The organism is Pseudomonas sp. MRSN 12121, from assembly GCF_000931465.1.
Classification (GTDB): Bacteria; Pseudomonadota; Gammaproteobacteria; order Pseudomonadales; family Pseudomonadaceae; genus Aquipseudomonas.
Map to the genome: position 1 here is coordinate 627,107 of NZ_CP010892.1, position 18,079 is coordinate 645,185.

13 protein-coding genes and 2 tRNA genes are annotated in these 18,079 nt (G+C 61.7%); 11 read left to right on the forward strand and 4 right to left on the reverse strand.

Translation table 11 applies throughout. The features are described from left to right. The first annotated feature begins 295 nt into the window (after nt 1–295). The 3 genes from TO66_RS02735 to TO66_RS02745 all read left to right on the forward strand — a co-directional run bounded on the left by TO66_RS02735 (nt 296) and on the right by TO66_RS02745 (nt 4,904). Complete coding sequence (locus TO66_RS02735; RefSeq protein WP_044460880.1) at nt 296–1,483, forward strand: ATP phosphoribosyltransferase regulatory subunit; 1,188 nt, start codon at nt 296–298, stop codon at nt 1,481–1,483. A gap of 54 nt (nt 1,484–1,537) precedes the next feature. After that, nucleotides 1,538–2,830: an adenylosuccinate synthase gene (locus TO66_RS02740; protein ID WP_044460881.1), complete on the forward strand. Its 1,293-nt coding sequence runs from the start codon at nt 1,538–1,540 to the stop codon at nt 2,828–2,830. Between the two features lie 139 nt (nt 2,831–2,969). Continuing rightward, nucleotides 2,970–4,904 (forward strand): methyl-accepting chemotaxis protein, encoded by a 1,935-nt coding sequence (locus TO66_RS02745; RefSeq protein ID WP_044460882.1) that lies wholly within the window; start codon nt 2,970–2,972, stop codon nt 4,902–4,904. Nucleotides 4,905–4,964: 60 nt separating this feature from the next. Here TO66_RS02745 and TO66_RS02750 read toward each other — a convergent pair whose 3' ends face one another. The 4 genes from TO66_RS02750 to TO66_RS02765 all read right to left on the reverse strand — a co-directional run bounded on the left by TO66_RS02750 (nt 4,965) and on the right by TO66_RS02765 (nt 8,098). Then, nucleotides 4,965–6,530 carry an iron ABC transporter permease gene (locus TO66_RS02750; RefSeq protein WP_044460883.1) on the reverse strand — a complete coding sequence of 522 codons (1,566 nt, stop codon included), beginning with the start codon at nt 6,528–6,530 and terminating at the stop codon, nt 4,965–4,967. After that, on the reverse strand, nt 6,530–7,555 hold the full coding sequence (locus tag TO66_RS02755; RefSeq protein WP_044460884.1) for an extracellular solute-binding protein: 1,026 nt from the start codon (nt 7,553–7,555) through the stop codon (nt 6,530–6,532). Before TO66_RS02755 ends, TO66_RS02750 begins: the two co-directional genes overlap by 1 nt. A gap of 203 nt (nt 7,556–7,758) precedes the next feature. Next, nucleotides 7,759–7,845 (reverse strand) — tRNA-Leu (locus TO66_RS02760). A 166-nt stretch (nt 7,846–8,011) separates the two neighbouring features. Further along, nucleotides 8,012–8,098 (reverse strand) — tRNA-Leu (locus tag TO66_RS02765). A 225-nt stretch (nt 8,099–8,323) separates the two neighbouring features. Here TO66_RS02765 and rnr point away from each other — a divergent pair. The 8 genes from rnr to TO66_RS02805 all read left to right on the forward strand — a co-directional run bounded on the left by rnr (nt 8,324) and on the right by TO66_RS02805 (nt 18,026). Further along, the gene (gene rnr, locus TO66_RS02770; protein ID WP_044460885.1) at nt 8,324–10,930 is read left to right on the forward strand and encodes a ribonuclease R; all 2,607 of its coding nucleotides are present in this window, start codon (nt 8,324–8,326) and stop codon (nt 10,928–10,930) included. Beyond that, nucleotides 10,927–11,694, forward strand: a complete 768-nt coding sequence (rlmB, locus tag TO66_RS02775; RefSeq protein ID WP_044460886.1) for a 23S rRNA (guanosine(2251)-2'-O)-methyltransferase RlmB — start codon at nt 10,927–10,929, stop codon at nt 11,692–11,694. The genes rnr and rlmB overlap by 4 nt, the downstream gene beginning before the upstream one ends. Before the next feature lie 234 nt (nt 11,695–11,928). Further along, on the forward strand, nt 11,929–12,354 hold the full coding sequence (gene rpsF, locus TO66_RS02780) for a 30S ribosomal protein S6 (protein WP_022641809.1): 426 nt from the start codon (nt 11,929–11,931) through the stop codon (nt 12,352–12,354). Between the two features lie 28 nt (nt 12,355–12,382). Then, entirely contained in the window at nt 12,383–12,613 is a 231-nt protein-coding gene (gene rpsR, locus TO66_RS02785; RefSeq protein ID WP_002551829.1) for a 30S ribosomal protein S18, read from the forward strand. A gap of 36 nt (nt 12,614–12,649) precedes the next feature. Further along, nucleotides 12,650–13,549 (forward strand): hypothetical protein, encoded by a 900-nt coding sequence (locus TO66_RS02790; RefSeq protein ID WP_044460887.1) that lies wholly within the window; start codon nt 12,650–12,652, stop codon nt 13,547–13,549. A gap of 21 nt (nt 13,550–13,570) precedes the next feature. Beyond that, complete coding sequence (rplI, locus tag TO66_RS02795) at nt 13,571–14,017, forward strand: 50S ribosomal protein L9 (protein ID WP_044460888.1); 447 nt, start codon at nt 13,571–13,573, stop codon at nt 14,015–14,017. Between the two features lie 133 nt (nt 14,018–14,150). Next, nucleotides 14,151–15,548 (forward strand): replicative DNA helicase, encoded by a 1,398-nt coding sequence (dnaB, locus tag TO66_RS02800; protein ID WP_044460889.1) that lies wholly within the window; start codon nt 14,151–14,153, stop codon nt 15,546–15,548. A 177-nt stretch (nt 15,549–15,725) separates the two neighbouring features. Beyond that, the gene (locus TO66_RS02805) at nt 15,726–18,026 is read left to right on the forward strand and encodes a YgiQ family radical SAM protein (protein ID WP_044460890.1); all 2,301 of its coding nucleotides are present in this window, start codon (nt 15,726–15,728) and stop codon (nt 18,024–18,026) included. The last annotated feature ends 53 nt before the right edge of the window (nt 18,027–18,079 follow it).

Genomic DNA, 18,079 nt, shown 5'->3' on the forward strand with positions numbered 1-18,079 from the left:
ACCCCGCCCGGCGGCTAAAATGTCTGGCGGGGTGATCCTTTGGGAAAACGAGTGTATGATGCGGCAGCCGGGAAATTCCCGGCTTTTTTGCGTCTGCACGTTTGATTGTGGTTGTTGGTGCAAGACGGCGAGTTGAACGACTCGACAGCTTTTTTCGAGGAAAGTGAGTGGCGAAGCCGGTTCCAGGCTTTTCGTCGCGTCGCCCATGCGCGTGGTTTGCGTATGGGCCGGTCATTTTCTGCTTCACTCAAGGCCCGCCCATAGGCAGGCCGCCTGGTCACAGGGGAATGGCGTAATGGCAACGGTAGACCGCTGGCTGCTGCCAGATGGCATCGAAGAAGTACTGCCACCTGAGGCGGCGCGTATTGAAGTCGCGCGTCGTCAGGTGTTGGATCTGTTCCAGAGCTGGGGTTACGAGTTCGTCGTGACCCCTCATATCGAGTACCTGGAATCCTTGCTGACTGGCGCGGGCCAGGACCTCGATCTGCGTACCTTCAAGGTCATCGATCCGCAATCGGGTCGGCAGATGGGTTTCCGCGCCGACATTACGCCACAGGTGGCCCGTATCGATGCGCATACCCTGCGTCGCGAAGGCCCGAGCCGCCTGTGCTACGCCGGCAGCGTGCTGCATGCCCAGCCGCGTGCCTTGTCGAATTCGCGCAGCCCGATCCAGTTGGGCGCCGAGTTGTATGGCGATGCCAGCCCGAGCAGCGACGTGGAAGTCATCAGCCTGATGCTGGCGATGCTGCAACTGGCCGATGTGCCCGATGTGCACATGGACCTGGGGCATGTTGGCATCTACCGCGGCCTGGCCCAGGCTGCCGGCCTGTCCGGCGCCGCGGAGCAGCAATTGTTCGACGCCCTGCAACGCAAGGCGATCGATGAAGTCATCAGCCTGACCGAAGGCCTTCCCGGCGATCTGGCGGACATGCTGCGTTCCCTGGTGGAGCTGTGCGGCAGCCGTGAAGTGTTGAGCGAGGCCCGCCGCCGCCTGGCGGGTGCGCCGACCCCGGTGCTGGTGGCCCTGGATGAGTTGCTGACGATCGCCGAGCGCTTGTCGGTGCGTTTCCCGGATTTGCCGCTGTACTTCGACCTGGGCGAATTGCGCGGTTACCACTACCACACCGGTGTGGTGTTTGCCGTGTTCGTGCCGGGTGTCGGCCAGTCCATTGCCCAGGGCGGTCGTTACGACGACATCGGCGCCGACTTCGGTCGCGCTCGTCCGGCAACCGGCTTTTCTACCGATTTGAAAACCCTGGTGACCCTGGGGCGTGCTGAGATCGAGCTACCGTCTGGCGGTATCTGGATGCCGGACAGTACGGATGCAGCCCTCTGGCAGCAGGTTTGCCAGTTGCGCAGTGAGGGTCAGCGTGTCGTCCAGGCCTTGCCTGGGCAGCCATTGGCCGCCGCCCGTGAAGCGGACTGCGACCGGCAATTGATTCAGCAGAACGGGCTTTGGCAAGTATTGCCGCTGGCTTCTTGAGTTTTCCCGCCGGCCGTTGCCGGCACCAAGTTTGCGCGAATGAGGACAAGTGTTATGGGTAAGAATGTCGTAGTCCTGGGCACCCAGTGGGGTGATGAGGGCAAAGGCAAGATCGTTGATCTGCTGACCGAACATGCTGCCGCCGTAGTGCGCTACCAAGGTGGCCACAACGCTGGCCACACCCTGGTGATCGACGGCGAGAAAACCGTCTTGCACCTGATCCCGTCGGGTGTGCTGCGCGAAGGCGTCCAGTGCCTGATCGGCAACGGCGTGGTGGTCGCGCCGGACGCCTTGCTGCGTGAGATCGTCAAGCTGGAAGAGAAAGGCGTACCAGTGCGTGAGCGCCTGCGTATCAGCCCCTCCTGCCCGCTGATCCTGTCCTACCACGTGGCGCTGGACCAGGCCCGTGAAAAAGCCCGTGGCGAGCAGAAGATCGGTACCACCGGTCGCGGCATCGGCCCGGCTTACGAAGACAAGGTCGCCCGTCGCGGCCTGCGTATCGGCGACCTGTTCCACCGCGAGCGTTTCGCCGCGAAGCTGGGCGAGTTGCTGGATTACCACAACTTCGTGCTGGTCAATTACTACAAAGAGCCGGCCATCGACTTCCAGAGGACTCTGGACGAGTGCATGGAATACGCCGAGCTGCTGAAGCCGATGATGCTGGACGTGACTGCCGAGCTGCACCAGCTGCGCCGCGACGGCAAGGACATCATGTTCGAAGGTGCCCAGGGCTCGCTGCTGGACATCGACCACGGCACCTATCCGTACGTCACCAGCTCCAACACCACCGCCGGCGGCATCGCCACCGGTTCGGGCGTGGGGCCGATGTACCTGGACTACATCCTGGGTATCACCAAGGCCTACACCACTCGCGTGGGCTCCGGTCCGTTCCCGACCGAACTGTTCGACGACGTGGGCGCCTTCCTGGCCAAGCGTGGTCATGAGTTCGGCGCAACCACCGGTCGTGCCCGTCGCTGCGGTTGGTTCGATGCCGTCATCCTGCGTCGCGCCATCGACGTCAACAGCATCTCGGGCCTGTGCCTGACCAAGCTGGACGTACTGGACGGCCTGGAAACCATCAACATCTGCGTGGGCTACAAGAACCAGGATGGTGCGGTCATCGACGCGCCAACCGACGCCGACAGCTACATTGGCCTGGAGCCGGTGTACGAGCAGATGCCGGGCTGGAGCGAGTCGACCCTGGGCGCCAAGACCCTGGAAGAACTGCCAGCCGCGGCGCGTGCCTACATCAAGCGTATCGAAGAGCTGGTCGGCGCGCCGATCGACATTATTTCGACAGGCCCGGACCGCAACGAGACCATCGTTCTGCGTCATCCGTTCGCGTGATAAGTCGTTGATGTAAAAAAACAAAGGCCCCTCTCGAGGGGCCTTTGTCGTTTCTGCCTGCCGAGCGGCACGACCCTTGCTGTGAAATCTGCTTCCTGAGTGCCATCATTTTAGTGGCCTCGAAGTAGAGGGATTTCCTGTGTCGGCCGTTCTCTCACTGTTACAAAGCCGTTTGCTACGGCCTGTGTTCGTTACTCTTGGTATCGCCCTTTTGGTGCAGGTGTTGGTGGCTGTGGCTCTGACACGGAGCACGGTGACCGCGCTGGAGGCCGATCTGGCCGCTCGTCTGGGTGTCGACAGCCAGAAGCTGTCCGGCGAACTGGAGCAGGCGGCTCGCGAAGTCACCACGAGCCTGGAAAGCCTGTCTGGCAATACCCGACAGCGCCTGACGGAGGGGTTGTCTTCGCGCCTGAAGGAAGAGCAGGCGCAATTGCGTTCGGCGCTGGAGAAGGATCTCAAGGACTCGGCCAACGATATGGCCCAGTTGCTTGCTTCGGTGGCGCCGCGTGCCATGTGGGACAGCGACGTCCCGACCCTTTCCGAATTCGCCCGGCGCGCGCAGCGCAATCCCAACGTGCTGTTCGTGGTGTATGACGATGCCGCTGGCGAGCACTTGACCCGTTACCTGAACCGGGAAAACCCGATCAACCAGGCGTTGCTGGAAAAGGGCAAGGGCGAGCGGGCCCTGGACAAGGTGCTGGACGCGGCCAGGAGCGACCCTTCGGTCTACTACCTGGAGGCCTCCATCAACCCCAATGGTGTGGAAATCGGCAAGGTGCTGATGGGGGTTTCCACGGCGTCGGTAGAGGCGGACATCGCCGCCCTGGACAAGCGCTTTGCCGCCTTGATCGCCAGCGGCGACCAGTTGGTGGGCGACAGCCTCAAGGGCGCCTCGGCGGACAGCTCGGCGGCCATGCGTGCCCGGCTGCAATCGGCGCAGACCACTGCCTCGCAGATGCAGGCCAATACTGCCGGCGCTGTGCAGGATGCCGCGGCAACCCTGCGCTGGCAGATCGGCATGGGCCTGGCGCTGGTAGGTTGCGGCGTCTTGCTGTTACTGGCGGTGGTACTGGGGCGGCGCGTGGTCAGCAAGCTGCATCTGTTGATCGCTGCGCTGAACGATCTTGCCGCGGGCGAGGGCGATCTGACCAAGCGGGTGCAGCTCAGCAGCAATGACGAGATCGGCGACATGGCATCGGCGGTCAACCGCTTTGTGGATAAGTTGCAGCCGATCGTGCGTGAGGCGGGTGACGTGGCGCAGCGTACCGGTGTTGAAATTGGCGCGATGAGCCAGCGCAACGCTGGCGCGGATGCCGCGGCCGAGGCCCAGCGCGATGAGGTGGCGGAAAGCTTACGCGCCCTGTCGCAAATGGCCGACGAGGCCCAGGCGGAAAGCCAGGCGATGCAGGCAGCCTTGCAGCAGGTGGTGGAGATCCGCCAGGCGACCGATGAAAACACCCGGACCTCGGCTCAGGTGGGGAGCCTGATCGAGGCGTTGGCGGGGCAAGTGGATACCGGTGCCAAGGTCATCGAGCGGCTGGCACAGCAGAGTGAGCAGATCGAGGTGGTGCTGACGGTGATTCATGGCATTGCCGAGCAGACCAACCTGCTGGCCTTGAACGCGGCCATCGAAGCGGCGCGAGCCGGGGAAACCGGCCGCGGCTTCGCGGTGGTGGCCGACGAGGTCAGGGCGCTGGCCAGCAAGACACAAAGCTCCACGGGAGATATCCAGGCGCATATCGGGGCGCTGCAGCAGGGCGCGCGCGAGGCGGTGGCAGCGATCGGGCTGGCCGGTAGGCAGGCCAATGAAGGTTTGCTGGTGCTGCGCGACAGCGCGCGGTTGCAGCAGTCGGTGCAGTCGTCGGTGGAGCAGGTGCATGCGGCGATCGGCCTGGCGACCCAGGCGGCCGCCCATCAGGCCCAGGGAGCGCAGGCCGTGCGTGGGCGGGTTGAAACCATTCATGCGCAGGCCGAGCGTGCGGCCCAGGCGGTGGTGGAGACTACGGCCAGCGGCAAGATACTGGACAGCCTGGCCGCGCAACTGAAGGCCAGCCTGGGGCAGTTCCGGGCTTGAGGGGCTGGCCGTGACTGCTTCGCTCCTGCAGGTTCCAGGCTTGCAGGAGCGACAGCGCCCTCAGCGGCTTAGATACATCCGCGTCGTCAGCAGATAGACCGGTAGCCCCGACACCAGAATCAGCAGTGCTGCATAGGGCGCTGCAGCAGCGAACTCCACGTTCGCCGTATGCGCCCAGACTTCCGTCGCCAGCGTATTCAGCCCGGTGGGGCTGAGTAGCAGTGTGGCTGTCAGTTCTTTCATGGCATCCAGAAACACCAGGGCAAAAGCTGCCCCCAGCGCCGGGAAAATGATGGGCAGGGTCACCCGGCAAAACGCGCTGAACGACGATGCGCCAAGGGTCCGGGCGGCCTCTTCGAGTTGCGGTGCGGCCTTGTGCAATGCGGTGCGGATTGGCGCCTGTGCCAGGGGCAGGAACAGCAAGGCATAGGCAATCAGCAACAGGGCCGAGGTCTGATACAGCGCCGGTACGTAATGCAGGGCGAAGAACACCAGTGTCAGGGCGATCACCAGGCCAGGCAGGGCGTGCAGCAGGTAAGGCAGGCGTTCGGCCCAGAGCGCCAGGCGACCCTTGTAGCGCACCACCAGCAGCCCGACCGGTATCGCCAGTACCAGGCATAACCCCGCGCCACCCAGCGACAGTGCCAGAGAGGAGAGCAGTGCCTCGCCAATGGCAGCCACCGGGAAAGCGGCGGACGAGCCGACAGCCAGCCAGTACGCCAGCATGCCCAGTGGAATGCCGCTGCCGATCAGGGCTAGCAGTGCGCAATAGAGCTGCCCGCCAATCGCCCACCGTCCGAGGCGTACCTGTTCGGCTTGGCGCGCGGCACCTTGGCCAGTCCGCACGTGGCGGCCTTTGCCGCGAATCCGCAACTCCAGCCACAGCAAGGCCAGGCAAAGCATCAGCAGCACGGCGGAGAGCATGGCCGCGTTGGCGTTGCTGAACTCCAGTTCGAATTGCTGATAAATGGCGGTGGTGAAGGTCTGCAGGCCGATGATCGAGAGGGCGCCGAACTCCACCAGCATATGCAGGGCGATCAGCAGCGAGCCAGCCAGTAATGACGGCCAGAGCAGGGGCAGGGTAATCCTGAAGAACACTCCCTGGCGATTCTGCCCGAGGGTGCGGGCCGATTCTTCCAGGGATGGATCGAGATTGCGCAGGGTGGCCGCGACGGGCAGGAACACCAGCGGGTACTTGGACAGGCTCATGACCAGGATCGCTCCGCCCAGGCCCTCGAAGCTGGCGCTCAGAGAAACCCAGGTGAAGCTGCTGACAAAAGCCGGTACGGCAAACGGCAGGCACAGAATTACGCCCCAGAGGCGCCGTCCCGGCAGGTCACTGCGCTCCAGCAGCCAGGCCAGGGACAGGCCGATCAGGGCACAGGTGGCCGTCACGCCGACAAGCAGAAGCAAGGTATTGCGCAGCAAGCCGAACACGTAGGGTCGCCATAGCAGGTGCAGGGCCTCGGCCCAGCCGGCCTGCCAGGCCTTGAGGCCGACATAGAGCAGGGGCAACAGGCTGAGCCCGACCAGCAGCAGGACCGGCAGCAATAACCAGATCGAGGGCTTTTTGCCGCGTGGTAAATAGCCTGTGGGGGCGGTCGGGGTGGACAGCGACGAGCTCATCAGTTCAGGCCGACTTCACGTTCCAGTTCCAGGGCTTCTTCGGCATTGCCAAGATCGGCCGGGGTGACTTTTGGCGCTTGCAGTTCACTGAACGGCTTGAGCCCGCGGTCCGACTCCAGCCCTTTGCGCAATGGGTATTCGGCCGTGGTCTGGGTGATCACGCGCTGGCCTTCCTCGCTGGTCATGTAGGCGAGGAACTGCTGGGCTTCTTTGGGATGCTTGCTGGATTTGAGTACCGCGGCACTGGATACGGTGATCAAGCCACCGGCATCGCCGCCGGTGAAATAGTGCAGTTTCGAATCCAGTTGGCCTTTCTCGCGTTGCAGGGCGAACCAGTAGTAGTTATTCACCAGTACGGTAGCGATTTCGCCGTTTTCCACGGCTTTCAATGCCACCATATTGTTGCTGTAGGTCTTGCCGAAGGCGCGCAGGCCCGTCAGCCATTCCTCGGCGGCGTCCATTCCATGCAGCTTGATGATTGCCACCGCCTGTTCCTGGAAGGCGCCGCTGGTGGGGACAAAACCGACCTTGCCTTGCCATTGGGGCTGGGAGAATTCCAGTACCGAGGCCGGCAAATCCTTTTCATCAATCAGCTTCGGGTTGTATGCCACGACGCGAACGCGGGCGGTGATGCCGACCCAGGTGTCGTTGCTGGCGACGTACTCCTTGGGCAGGACTTGGAGCGTGGTCGCATCGGTCTTGGCCAGTAGACCTTGCTCGCCGAGTTTGTTGAGGGGCGGCGATTCTTCGGAATAGATCACGTCGGCCGGGGAGCGCTCGCCTTCTTCCACGATCTGGCTTGCGAGCTGATTGCTGCTGCCTTTGCGTACATTGACGTGAATACCGGTCTTGGCTTCGAAGGCCTTGGCGATAGCCTCGCCCACTTCCTTGTGCTGGCCGTTGTAAAGCGTCAGGGAAACCGGGTCGGCGGCCTGGACAAGGGAAGACGCCAGGCTCAGGCCTAGCAAAGTGATGGTCAAGCCACGCAGAAGGGATGTTGAAAGGGCGGTGTTTCTAAACATCATTCGCAGGGTTCCTCACTGTTGTGCCGCAAAAACTTGTAACAATCATAAACGATATTGGTTCTCATGTGCCTTGCGAAAGGGGTAGAGAGTGAGGGGAGAGGAGGAAGGCGTTGGGATCGTTGATTATTCAAACCCCAAAAACACAAAAACCCGCTTTCGCGGGTTTTTGGGAGGCTTCACAGCACTGCTATGAAGCTTGAATATGGTGCCCAGAAGAAGACTCGAACTTCCACGGCCTTGCGGCCACCAGCACCTGAAGCTGGCGTGTCTACCAATTTCACCATCTGGGCAGTATCAGCAACGTCGCCGTTGTTGATGGGGCGAACTATACGGAGCCTCTTTGGATCTGTAAAGCCCTGTTTTGACTTAGATTCGATAAATCAAACACTTAGAATGCAAAAACCCGCTTTTGCGGGTTTTTGTGAGGCTTCACAGCTATGCTGTGAAGCTTGAATATGGTGCCCAGAAGAAGACTCGAACTTCCACGGCCTTGCGGCCACCAGCACCTGAAGCTGGCGTGTCTACCAATTTCACCATCTGGGCAGTATCGACAGCGTCTGCGTCGTCGATGGCGCGCACTATACGGACCACCTTTTGAACTGTAAACCCCTGATCTTGAAAATATTGAAAAATTTCTCATGGAGAAGGGATGAAGGATTTTTCTGGGTTGGAGCAGGGATTTTTCGGATGCTGAAATGCCCTGAAATTTCCCGTTTCAATACGCGTATGCCAAACTAACCCGCATATAGACAAGGTGAAATTTATCTAATGGCCGATTGGCAGTCCCTCGATCCCGAGGCCGCTCGTGAAGCGGAAAAATATGAAAACCCTATCCCTAGCCGCGAACTGATCCTTCAGCACCTTGCTGATCGGGGTTCGCCTGCCAGCCGTGAGCAACTGGTCGAAGAGTTTGGTCTGACCACCGAAGACCAGATCGAGGCGCTGCGCCGCCGCCTGCGCGCCATGGAGCGCGATGCTCAATTGATCTACACGCGCCGCGGCACTTATGCGCCGGTGGACAAGCTCGACCTGATCCTGGGCCGTATTAGCGGTCATCGCGATGGCTTCGGTTTCCTGGTTCCCGACGATGGCAGCGATGACCTGTTCATGAGCCCGGCGCAGATGCGTCTGGTGTTCGACGGCGACCGCGCGCTGGCCCGGGTTTCCGGCCTGGATCGTCGTGGCCGTCGCGAAGGCGTGATCGTCGAAGTGGTGTCCCGTGCCCATGAGAGCATCGTGGGTCGTTACTTCGAGGAAGGCGGTATCGGTTTCGTCGTGGCGGACAATCCCAAGGTCCAGCAGGAAGTACTGGTGACCCCTGGCCGCAACGCTGGCGCCAAGATCGGTCAGTTCGTTGAGGTGAAGATCACCCACTGGCCGACTCCGCGTTTCCAGCCCCAGGGCGATGTGATCGAAGTCGTGGGCAACTACATGGCGCCCGGCATGGAAATCGACGTTGCCCTGCGCAGCTACGATATTCCTCACGTCTGGCCCGACGCCGTGCTCAAGGAAGCCGGCAAGCTCAAGCCGGAAGTGGAAGAAAAGGATAAAGAGAAGCGCATTGACCTGCGCGATCTGCCGTTCGTCACCATCGACGGTGAAGACGCCCGCGACTTCGACGACGCTGTCTACTGTGAAGCCAAGCCTGGCAAGCTGCGCCTGTTTGGCGGCGGCTGGAAGCTGTATGTGGCGATTGCCGACGTTTCCAGTTACGTGAAGATCGGTTCGGCGCTGGATGCCGAGGCTCAGGTACGTGGCAACTCGGTGTATTTCCCCGAGCGCGTGGTGCCGATGCTGCCCGAGCAGCTGTCCAACGGCCTGTGCTCGCTGAACCCGAAAGTCGACCGCCTGGCCATGGTCTGCGAGATGACCATTTCCAAGTCCGGCGAGATGACCGACTACCAGTTCTACGACGCGGTGATCCACTCCAAGGCGCGGCTGACCTACAACAAGGTCAGCACTATGCTCGAACACCCGAAAACCAGCGAAGCCAAGCAGCTGCGTAGCGAATACGGCGATGTCGTACCGCACCTCAAGCAGCTTTATGCGCTGTACAAGGTGCTGCTGGGGGCTCGACACACACGCGGCGCCATCGATTTCGAGACTCAGGAAACCCGGATCATTTTTGGTTCCGAGCGCAAGATCGCGGAAATTCGCCCGACGACCCGCAACGATGCGCACAAGTTGATCGAGGAGTGCATGCTGGCGGCCAACGTGGCCACCGCGGAATTCCTCAAGAAACACGAAATTCCTGCGCTCTACCGCGTGCACGACGGCCCGCCACCGGAGCGTCTGGAAAAGCTGCGGGCATTCCTCGGCGAATTGGGCCTGTCGCTGCATAAAGGCAAGGAAGGCCCGACGCCGAAGGATTACCAGGCGTTGCTGGAGAACATCAAGGATCGTCCGGACTACCACCTGATCCAGACCGTCATGCTGCGCTCACTGAGCCAGGCGGTGTACAGCGCCGATAATCAGGGCCACTTCGGCCTGAACTACGAAGCCTATACCCACTTCACTTCGCCGATCCGTCGTTACCCGGACCTGCTGACGCACCGGGCGATTCGCAGTGTCATCCACTCCAAGCAGAACACGCCTCATGTGCGTCGTGCCGGGGCGATGAGCATTCCGAAGGCGCGCATCTATCCGTACGACGAGGCGACGCTCGAGCAACTCGGCGAGCAGTGCTCGATGAGCGAGCGGCGCGCCGACGAGGCGACTCGCGATGTGGTGAACTGGCTCAAGTGCGAGTTCATGAAGGATCGGGTTGGCGAGTCGTTCCCGGGCGTGATCACCGCGGTGACCGGTTTCGGTCTGTTCGTCGAGCTGACCGATATCTATGTGGAAGGCCTGGTGCACGTCACGGCGCTGCCGGGCGACTACTACCACTTCGATCCCGTGCACCACCGTTTGGCCGGTGAGCGTACCGGTCGCAGTTTCCGCTTGGGCGATACCGTGGAAGTGCGGGTCATGCGCGTGGATCTGGACGAGCGCAAGATCGATTTCGAGATGGCGGAAAAAACCATCAACGCGCCAATCGGTCGCAAAAAGCGCGGTGCTACCGATGCGCCGCCTGCCAAGGCCGCCGCCGAGCCGGCTCCGGCCAAGGCCGGGCGCCGTGGTTCGGCCAAGGAGAAGCCGGCCGAGGCTTACCGCTCGAGCGACGCTGCGGCGAAAAACGCCGAAGTACGCAAGAGCCGTGAAATGAAGAAGGCGTTGCTGGCCGAAGCCAAGAGCGGTGGCAAGGTGGCTTCGGGTGGCAAATCCGGAAAGCCCGCGTCCAGCAAGCCAAGCAAACATCGTAAAGGTCCGCCAAAAGCGGGCGCGGGTCCGGCTGCGAAAAGCGGCGGGGCACGTAAACCCAAGGTCAAGTCATGAGTCAGTTGGAAAAAATCTACGGCGTGCACGCTGTAGAAGCGTTGCTGCGTCACCATCCCAAGCGCGTCAAGCAGATCTGGCTGGCCGAGGGTCGCAGCGATCCGCGGGTGCAGGTGCTGGTGGACCTGGCCGGGCAGAACCGCGTAGCGGTCGGCCAGGCGGAGCGTCGGGAAATGGACGCTTGGGTCGAAGGTGTGCACCAGGGGGTGGTGGCTGAGGTAAGCCCGAGCCAGGTGTGGGGCGAGGCGATGCTCGACGAGTTGCTCGACCGCACCGAAGGCGCGCCGCTGTTGCTGGTGCTGGACGGTGTGACCGACCCGCATAATCTTGGCGCCTGCCTGCGTACCGCCGATGCGGCCGGGGCGCTGGCGGTGCTGGTGCCGAAAGACAAGTCCGCCACCCTAACGCCCACGGTGCGCAAGGTGGCCTGCGGCGCGGCGGAAGTGATTCCGTTGGTGGCCGTCACTAACTTGGCGCGCACCCTGGAAAAGCTCCAGCAGCGTGGTCTGTGGGTTGTCGGTACTGCCGGCGAGGCCGAGCAGGAACTGTACGACCAGGACCTGACCGGGCCGACCATCCTGATCATGGGCGCCGAAGGCAAGGGCATGCGCCGCCTTACGCGCGAGCACTGTGATTTCCTGGTGCGCTTGCCGATGGCCGGCAGTGTCAGCAGTCTCAACGTATCGGTGGCTACCGGCGTGTGCCTGTTCGAAGCCACGCGTCAGCGCGCGGCCAAGGCCAAGGGCGCCGTCAAGAAGGCCTGATCCTGGGCTTTGCGGGGGCGGGCCGACTCGCTCCCGCGGGTTTGGCCGCCTCCGCCGCTCGATTGTTCAAATAATCACCAATTGCCTTGCGTCGCTGTTCCCCCTTCTCTACAATTGCGCCCCTTGCCGTTGCGGCAGGCGCATATGTGCCTATCTCTGGCAAGACACACCAGTGTCATTCACTCCTTGTCTGACCGCTTTTGAGTGGCAGGCTACAACCCGTAAGGAGCATTCATGCGTCATTACGAAATCATCTTTCTGGTCCACCCTGACCAGAGCGAGCAAGTCGGCGGCATGGTTGAGCGTTACACCAAGCTGATCGAAGAAGACGGCGGCAAAATCCACCGTCTGGAAGACTGGGGCCGTCGTCAACTGGCCTACGCAATCAACAATGTTCACAAGGCTCACTACGTGATGCTGAACGTTGAGTGCACCGGTAAAGCCCTGGCTGAGCTGGAAGACAACTTCCGTTACAACGATGCTGTGATCCGTAACCTGGTCATCCGTCGCGAAGAAGCCATCACTGGCCAATCCGAGATGCTCAAGGCTGAAGAGAACCGCAGTGAGCGCCGTGAGCGTCGCGACCGTCCTGAGCATGCTGACAGCGCCGATGGCGACGACAGCAATGACAGCGACAACAGCGACAACGCTGACGAGTAATCCACGGACCTTTTGAGGAGCCAATTACATGGCACGTTTCTTCCGTCGTCGTAAATTCTGCCGCTTCACCGCTGAAGACGTGAAAGAGATCGATTACAAAGATCTCAACACTCTGAAAGCCTACGTATCCGAGACCGGCAAAATCGTTCCAAGCCGTATCACCGGTACCAAAGCTCGTTATCAGCGTCAGCTGGCCACCGCTATCAAGCGCGCCCGCTTCCTGGCCCTGCTGGCCTACACCGACAGCCACGGCCGCTGAGACCGGGTCGTCGACAAGTAGTAAGGGATTGAATGCATGCGCGCCTTAGCTGAGTTCATCATGCGCGGCCGTATGCAGGCCACTCTGGTAGTGGCCGGATGTGCGGCATTGCCGTTGTTGTATTGGTTGGGTGCTGCTGCGGGAAGCCTGGTGCTCCTGCGGCGCGGTTTGAGCGACGCCCTTGGTGTCCTCGCCCTGGGATTGCTGCCGGCCTTGTTCTGGTGGCTGTATTCCGACGATCCACGCGCACTTCTGGTGCTGCTGGGGTCTTCGGGCCTTGCGTTGGTTTTGCGCGCAAGCGAATCCTGGAACCGCGTGCTGCTGGTCAGCGTAGCGCTGGGACTGGTGTTTGCTGGAGTGCTGGGTGTGGCTTACCGCCCCCAGATCGAGATGCTCTCGCAGGAGTTGGTAAAAATTCTGCCGATGGCCCTCGGTGATCTCTACCAGCAGTTGTCGGTTGAAGAGCGGGCTCGTCTCGCCTCGCTGATTGCACCGGTCCTGACCGGCCTGATTGCGGCCTTGTTGCAGATCGTCAGTGTGCTGAGCCTGATTGTCGGGCGCTACTGGCAGGCGTTGTTGTACAACCCGGGTGGTTTTGGTCGCGAGTTTCGCGCGATCAAGCTCCCGCTGGGACTGGCGATGTTGCTGCTGGCCTGCATGCTGCTGGGACCGAATTTCGGTCCGCAGATGGCGATGCTGACGCCGTTGTGCAGCGTACCGCTGGTGTTCGCCGGGCTGGCCCTGATTCACGGGCTGGTGGCGCAAGGGCGACTGGCCAGGTTCTGGCTGGTGGGGTTGTACGTAACGCTGTTGCTGTTTATGCAGCTGATCTATCCGTTGCTCGTGGTGTTGGCCATTGTCGACAGCCTGATTGATTTTCGCGGTCGTTTGGCGCCGAAAGACGCTGATAACGGCTCTGCGAACGGTGAAGGTTAAAAGTTAAGAGGTTATTACCAAATGGAACTGATCCTGCTGGAAAAAATCGCCAACCTGGGCAACCTGGGCGATAAGGTAAACGTTAAGGCTGGTTACGGCCGTAACTACCTGCTGCCTTTCGGCAAAGCCACCGCTGCTACCGCTGCCAACCTGGCTGCGTTCGAAGCGCGTCGTGCCGAGCTGGAAAAACTGGCTGCAGAGAAGAAGGCTTCCGCCGAAACTCGCGCTGCTCAACTGGCTGAGCTGGAAGTGACCATCACTGCCACCGCTGGTGACGAAGGCAAGCTGTTCGGTTCGATCGGCACCCACGACATCGCTGATGCCCTGACCGCCTCCGGCGTCGAAGTGCAGAAGAGCGAAGTTCGTCTGCCGAACGGCACCATCCGCAACGTAGGTGAATTCGACGTAGCCGTGCACCTGCACGCCGAAGTTGAAGCCACCGTACGCGTTGTCGTGGTAGCAGCTTAAGCAGTACTTGTCGGCTGGCACCCTCGGGTGCTTGCCGGTAACATCGGGCACGATCCTGTTTACAGGTCGTGCCCTTTGTCTTTCTGTATCCTCAGTTTTTCAAACTCCTGCTTCTCCTAAAAACCAAGTGGCCATGAACGATATCTCCGCTCCCGAGCAATACGATCTGCAAACCGCTGCCCTGAAGGTGCCGCCGCATTCCATCGAGGCCGAACAGGCCGTGCTCGGTGGTCTGATGCTGGACAACAACGCCTGGGAACGAGTGCTCGATCAAGTCTCCGATGGCGATTTCTATCGACATGACCACCGCCTGATCTTCCGTGCGATCGCCAGGCTGGCCGACCAGAACCTGCCGATCGACGTCGTGACCCTGTCCGAGCAACTGGACAAGGAAGGCCAGACCGCCCAGGTCGGCGGCCTGGGCTACCTGGGCGAACTGGCGAAGAACACGCCGTCGGTCGCCAACATCAAGGCCTATGCGCAGATCGTTCGCCAGCGCGCGACCCTGCGCCAGTTGATCGGCATCAGCAACGAAATCGCCGACAGCGCCTTCAACCCGGAAGGCCGTACCGCCGAAGAAATCCTCGACGAGGCCGAGCGGCAGATTTTCCAGATCGCCGAAGCGCGGCCCAAGACCGGCGGCCCGGTCGGGGTCAACGAGCTGTTGACCAAGGCCATCGACCGCATCGATACCCTGTTCAACACCTCCGACGCGATCACCGGCCTGTCCACCGGCTACACCGACCTCGACGAGAAGACCAGCGGCCTGCAGCCGGCTGACTTGATCATCGTCGCCGGCCGTCCGTCCATGGGTAAGACCACCTTTGCGATGAACCTGGTGGAAAACGCCGTGCTGCGCAGCGACAAGGCGGTCCTGGTGTACTCCCTCGAGATGCCAGGCGAATCGCTGATCATGCGTATGCTGTCGTCCCTGGGGCGTATCGACCAGACCAAGGTCCGTTCCGGCCAGCTGGACGACGACGACTGGCCGCGCCTGACCTCGGCGGTCAACCTGCTCAACGATCGCAAGCTGTTCATCGACGACACCGCGGGCATCAGCCCCTCGGAAATGCGTGCGCGCACCCGCCGCCTGGTGCGTGAGCACGGCGACATCGCACTGATCATGATCGACTACCTGCAGCTGATGCAGATCCCGGGTTCCAGCGGCGACAACCGGACCAATGAAATTTCCGAGATCTCCCGTTCCCTCAAGGCCCTGGCCAAGGAATTCAACTGCCCGGTGGTGGCCCTGTCCCAGCTCAACCGCTCCCTGGAGCAACGGCCGAACAAGCGTCCGGTGAACTCCGACTTGCGGGAATCCGGAGCGATCGAGCAGGACGCCGACGTGATCATGTTCGTCTACCGCGACGAGGTGTATCACCCCGAGACCGAGCACAAGGGCATTGCCGAGATCATCATCGGCAAGCAGCGGAACGGCCCGATCGGCTTTATCCGCCTGGCCTTCATCGGCAAGTACACGCGTTTCGAGAACCTCGCGCCGGGCAGCTACAACTTCGACGACGACGAGTAACGCTCGCCGTCCCGATCGCGGGCGGCTCCTGTAGGAGCGAGGCTTGCCCGCGATTACCGCCTCCACCAATTTCCGACCATGGTCGTCGGAATTGGTCATTTTTTGTGCTATATTCCGCGCCCGCGAATTTCTCTGTAAATAAACGCGCCCTTATCTACACCTATACCGGTCATCGACATGCAAGCAGCCAAGCCGTTATTTGACTATCCCAAGTACTGGGCCGAATGTTTCGGCCCGGCGCCGTTCCTGCCGATGAGCAGGGAGGAGATGGATCAGCTCGGCTGGGATTCCTGCGACATCATCATCGTTACCGGGGATGCCTACGTCGATCATCCGTCGTTCGGCATGGCGATCATCGGCCGGCTACTGGAGGCCCAGGGCTTCCGCGTCGGGATCATCGCCCAGCCCAACTGGCAGTCCAAAGACGACTTCATGAAGCTGGGCGAGCCGAACCTGTTCTTCGGCGTCGCCGCCGGCAACATGGACTCGATGATCAACCGCTACACCGCCGACAAGAAAATCCGCTCCGACGACGCCTACACCCCGGGCGGTGTGGCGGGCAAGCGGCCGGACCGTGCCAGCCTGGTCTACAGCCAGCGCTGTAAGGAAGCCTACAAGCATGTGCCGATCGTCCTCGGCGGCATCGAGGCCTCGCTGCGCCGCATCGCCCATTACGACTACTGGCAGGATCGGGTGCGCAACTCGATCCTGATCGACGCCTGCGCCGACATCCTGCTCTACGGCAACGCCGAGCGGGCGATTGTAGAAGTCGCCCAGCGCCTGTCCTATGGGCACAAGATCGAAGACATCACCGACGTGCGCGGCACCGCGTTCATCCGTCGCGATACGCCGCAGGGCTGGTACGAAGTCGACTCCACCCGTATCGACCGTCCGGGCAAGATCGACAAGATCATCAACCCCTACGTCAACACCCAGGACACCGCCGCCTGCGCCATCGAGCAGGAGAAAGGGCCGGTCGAGGACCCTCAGGAAGCCAAGGTCGTGCAGATCCTGGCCAGCCCGAAGATGACCCGGGACAAGACCGTGATCCGCCTGCCGTCCATGGAGAAGGTGCGTAACGATCCGGTGCTCTACGCCCACGCCAACCGCGTGCTGCACCTGGAAACCAACCCGGGCAACGCCCGCGCGCTGGTGCAGAAGCATGGCGAGGTCGACGTCTGGTTCAACCCGCCGCCCATCCCGATGACTACCGAGGAAATGGACTACGTGTTCGGCATGCCTTACCAGCGCATCCCGCACCCGGAGTACGGCAAGGAGAAGATCCCGGCCTACGAGATGATCCGTTTCTCGGTGAACATCATGCGCGGCTGCTTTGGTGGCTGTACTTTCTGCTCCATTACCGAGCACGAAGGGCGGATCATCCAGAACCGTTCCGAAGAGTCGATCATTCGCGAGATCGAAGAAATTCGCGACAAGGTTCCCGGCTTTACTGGCGTGATCTCCGACCTCGGCGGCCCGACCGCGAACATGTACCGCATCGCCTGCAAGAGCCCGGAAATCGAATCCGCGTGCCGCAAGCCGTCCTGCGTGTTCCCTGGCATCTGCCCGAACCTGAACACCGACCATTCGTCGCTGATCCAGCTGTATCGCAGCGCCCGCGCCCTGCCAGGGGTGAAGAAGATCCTCATTGCGTCCGGCCTGCGCTACGACCTCGCGGTCGAGTCGCCGGAGTACGTCAAGGAGTTGGTGACCCACCACGTCGGCGGCTACCTGAAGATCGCCCCGGAACACACCGAGGAAGGTCCGCTCAACCAGATGATGAAACCGGGCATCGGCACCTATGACCGGTTCAAGCGCATGTTCGAGAAGTATTCCAAGGAGGCGGGCAAGGAGCAGTACCTGATCCCGTACTTCATCGCCGCGCACCCGGGCACCACCGACGAAGACATGATGAACCTGGCCCTGTGGCTCAAGGGCAACGGTTTCCGCGCCGACCAGGTGCAGGCGTTCTACCCCTCGCCGATGGCGTCCGCCACCGCGATGTACCACTCGGGCAAGAACCCGCTGCGCAAGGTCACCTACAAGAGCGACGGGGTGACCATCGTCAAGAGCGAGGAGCAGCGCCGCCTGCACAAGGCGTTCCTGCGCTATCACGATCCGAAGGGCTGGCCGATGCTGCGTGAAGCCTTGCAGCGCATGGGCCGTAGCGACCTGATCGGGCCGGGCAAGCACCAGCTGATCCCGCTGCACCAACCGTCTACCGACAGCTACCAGAGCGCCCGTCGCAAGAATTCGACGCCGGCTGGCAGCCACAAGGTGGCCAAGGAAACGACGAAGATCCTCACCCAGCACACCGGCCTGCCACCGCGCGGCAGTGACGGCAGCAACCCGTGGGACAAGCGCGAACAGGCCAAGGCCGCGGCGATGGCGCGTAACAAGCAGGCCGCCAAGGAGCGCGCCGATGCGTCCAAGGGCAAAGGCAAGAAGCCAGCCCGCAAGCCGGTCGTGCCCCGCTAAGGTCGCGCCCGCCACAATGCACAACGCCAGCCTTCGGGCTGGCGTTGTGCATT

Excerpts from the sequence above, each read along its gene's own strand:
- TO66_RS02805 (WP_044460890.1), top strand. The coding sequence starts at position 15,726 with ATGCAAGCAGCCAAGCCGTTATTTGACTATCCCAAGTACTGGGCCGAA.
- rpsF (WP_022641809.1), top strand. The coding sequence starts at position 11,929 with ATGCGTCATTACGAAATCATCTTTCTGGTCCACCCTGACCAGAGCGAG.
- TO66_RS02735 (WP_044460880.1), top strand. The coding sequence starts at position 296 with ATGGCAACGGTAGACCGCTGGCTGCTGCCAGATGGCATCGAAGAAGTA.
- rlmB (WP_044460886.1), top strand. The coding sequence starts at position 10,927 with ATGAGTCAGTTGGAAAAAATCTACGGCGTGCACGCTGTAGAAGCGTTG.
- TO66_RS02790 (WP_044460887.1), top strand. The coding sequence starts at position 12,650 with ATGCGCGCCTTAGCTGAGTTCATCATGCGCGGCCGTATGCAGGCCACT.
- TO66_RS02750 (WP_044460883.1), bottom strand. The coding sequence starts at position 6,530 with ATGAGCTCGTCGCTGTCCACCCCGACCGCCCCCACAGGCTATTTACCA.
- TO66_RS02755 (WP_044460884.1), bottom strand. The coding sequence starts at position 7,555 with ATGATGTTTAGAAACACCGCCCTTTCAACATCCCTTCTGCGTGGCTTG.
- rpsR (WP_002551829.1), top strand. The coding sequence starts at position 12,383 with ATGGCACGTTTCTTCCGTCGTCGTAAATTCTGCCGCTTCACCGCTGAA.
- dnaB (WP_044460889.1), top strand. The coding sequence starts at position 14,151 with ATGAACGATATCTCCGCTCCCGAGCAATACGATCTGCAAACCGCTGCC.
- TO66_RS02740 (WP_044460881.1), top strand. The coding sequence starts at position 1,538 with ATGGGTAAGAATGTCGTAGTCCTGGGCACCCAGTGGGGTGATGAGGGC.
- rnr (WP_044460885.1), top strand. The coding sequence starts at position 8,324 with ATGGCCGATTGGCAGTCCCTCGATCCCGAGGCCGCTCGTGAAGCGGAA.
- rplI (WP_044460888.1), top strand. The coding sequence starts at position 13,571 with ATGGAACTGATCCTGCTGGAAAAAATCGCCAACCTGGGCAACCTGGGC.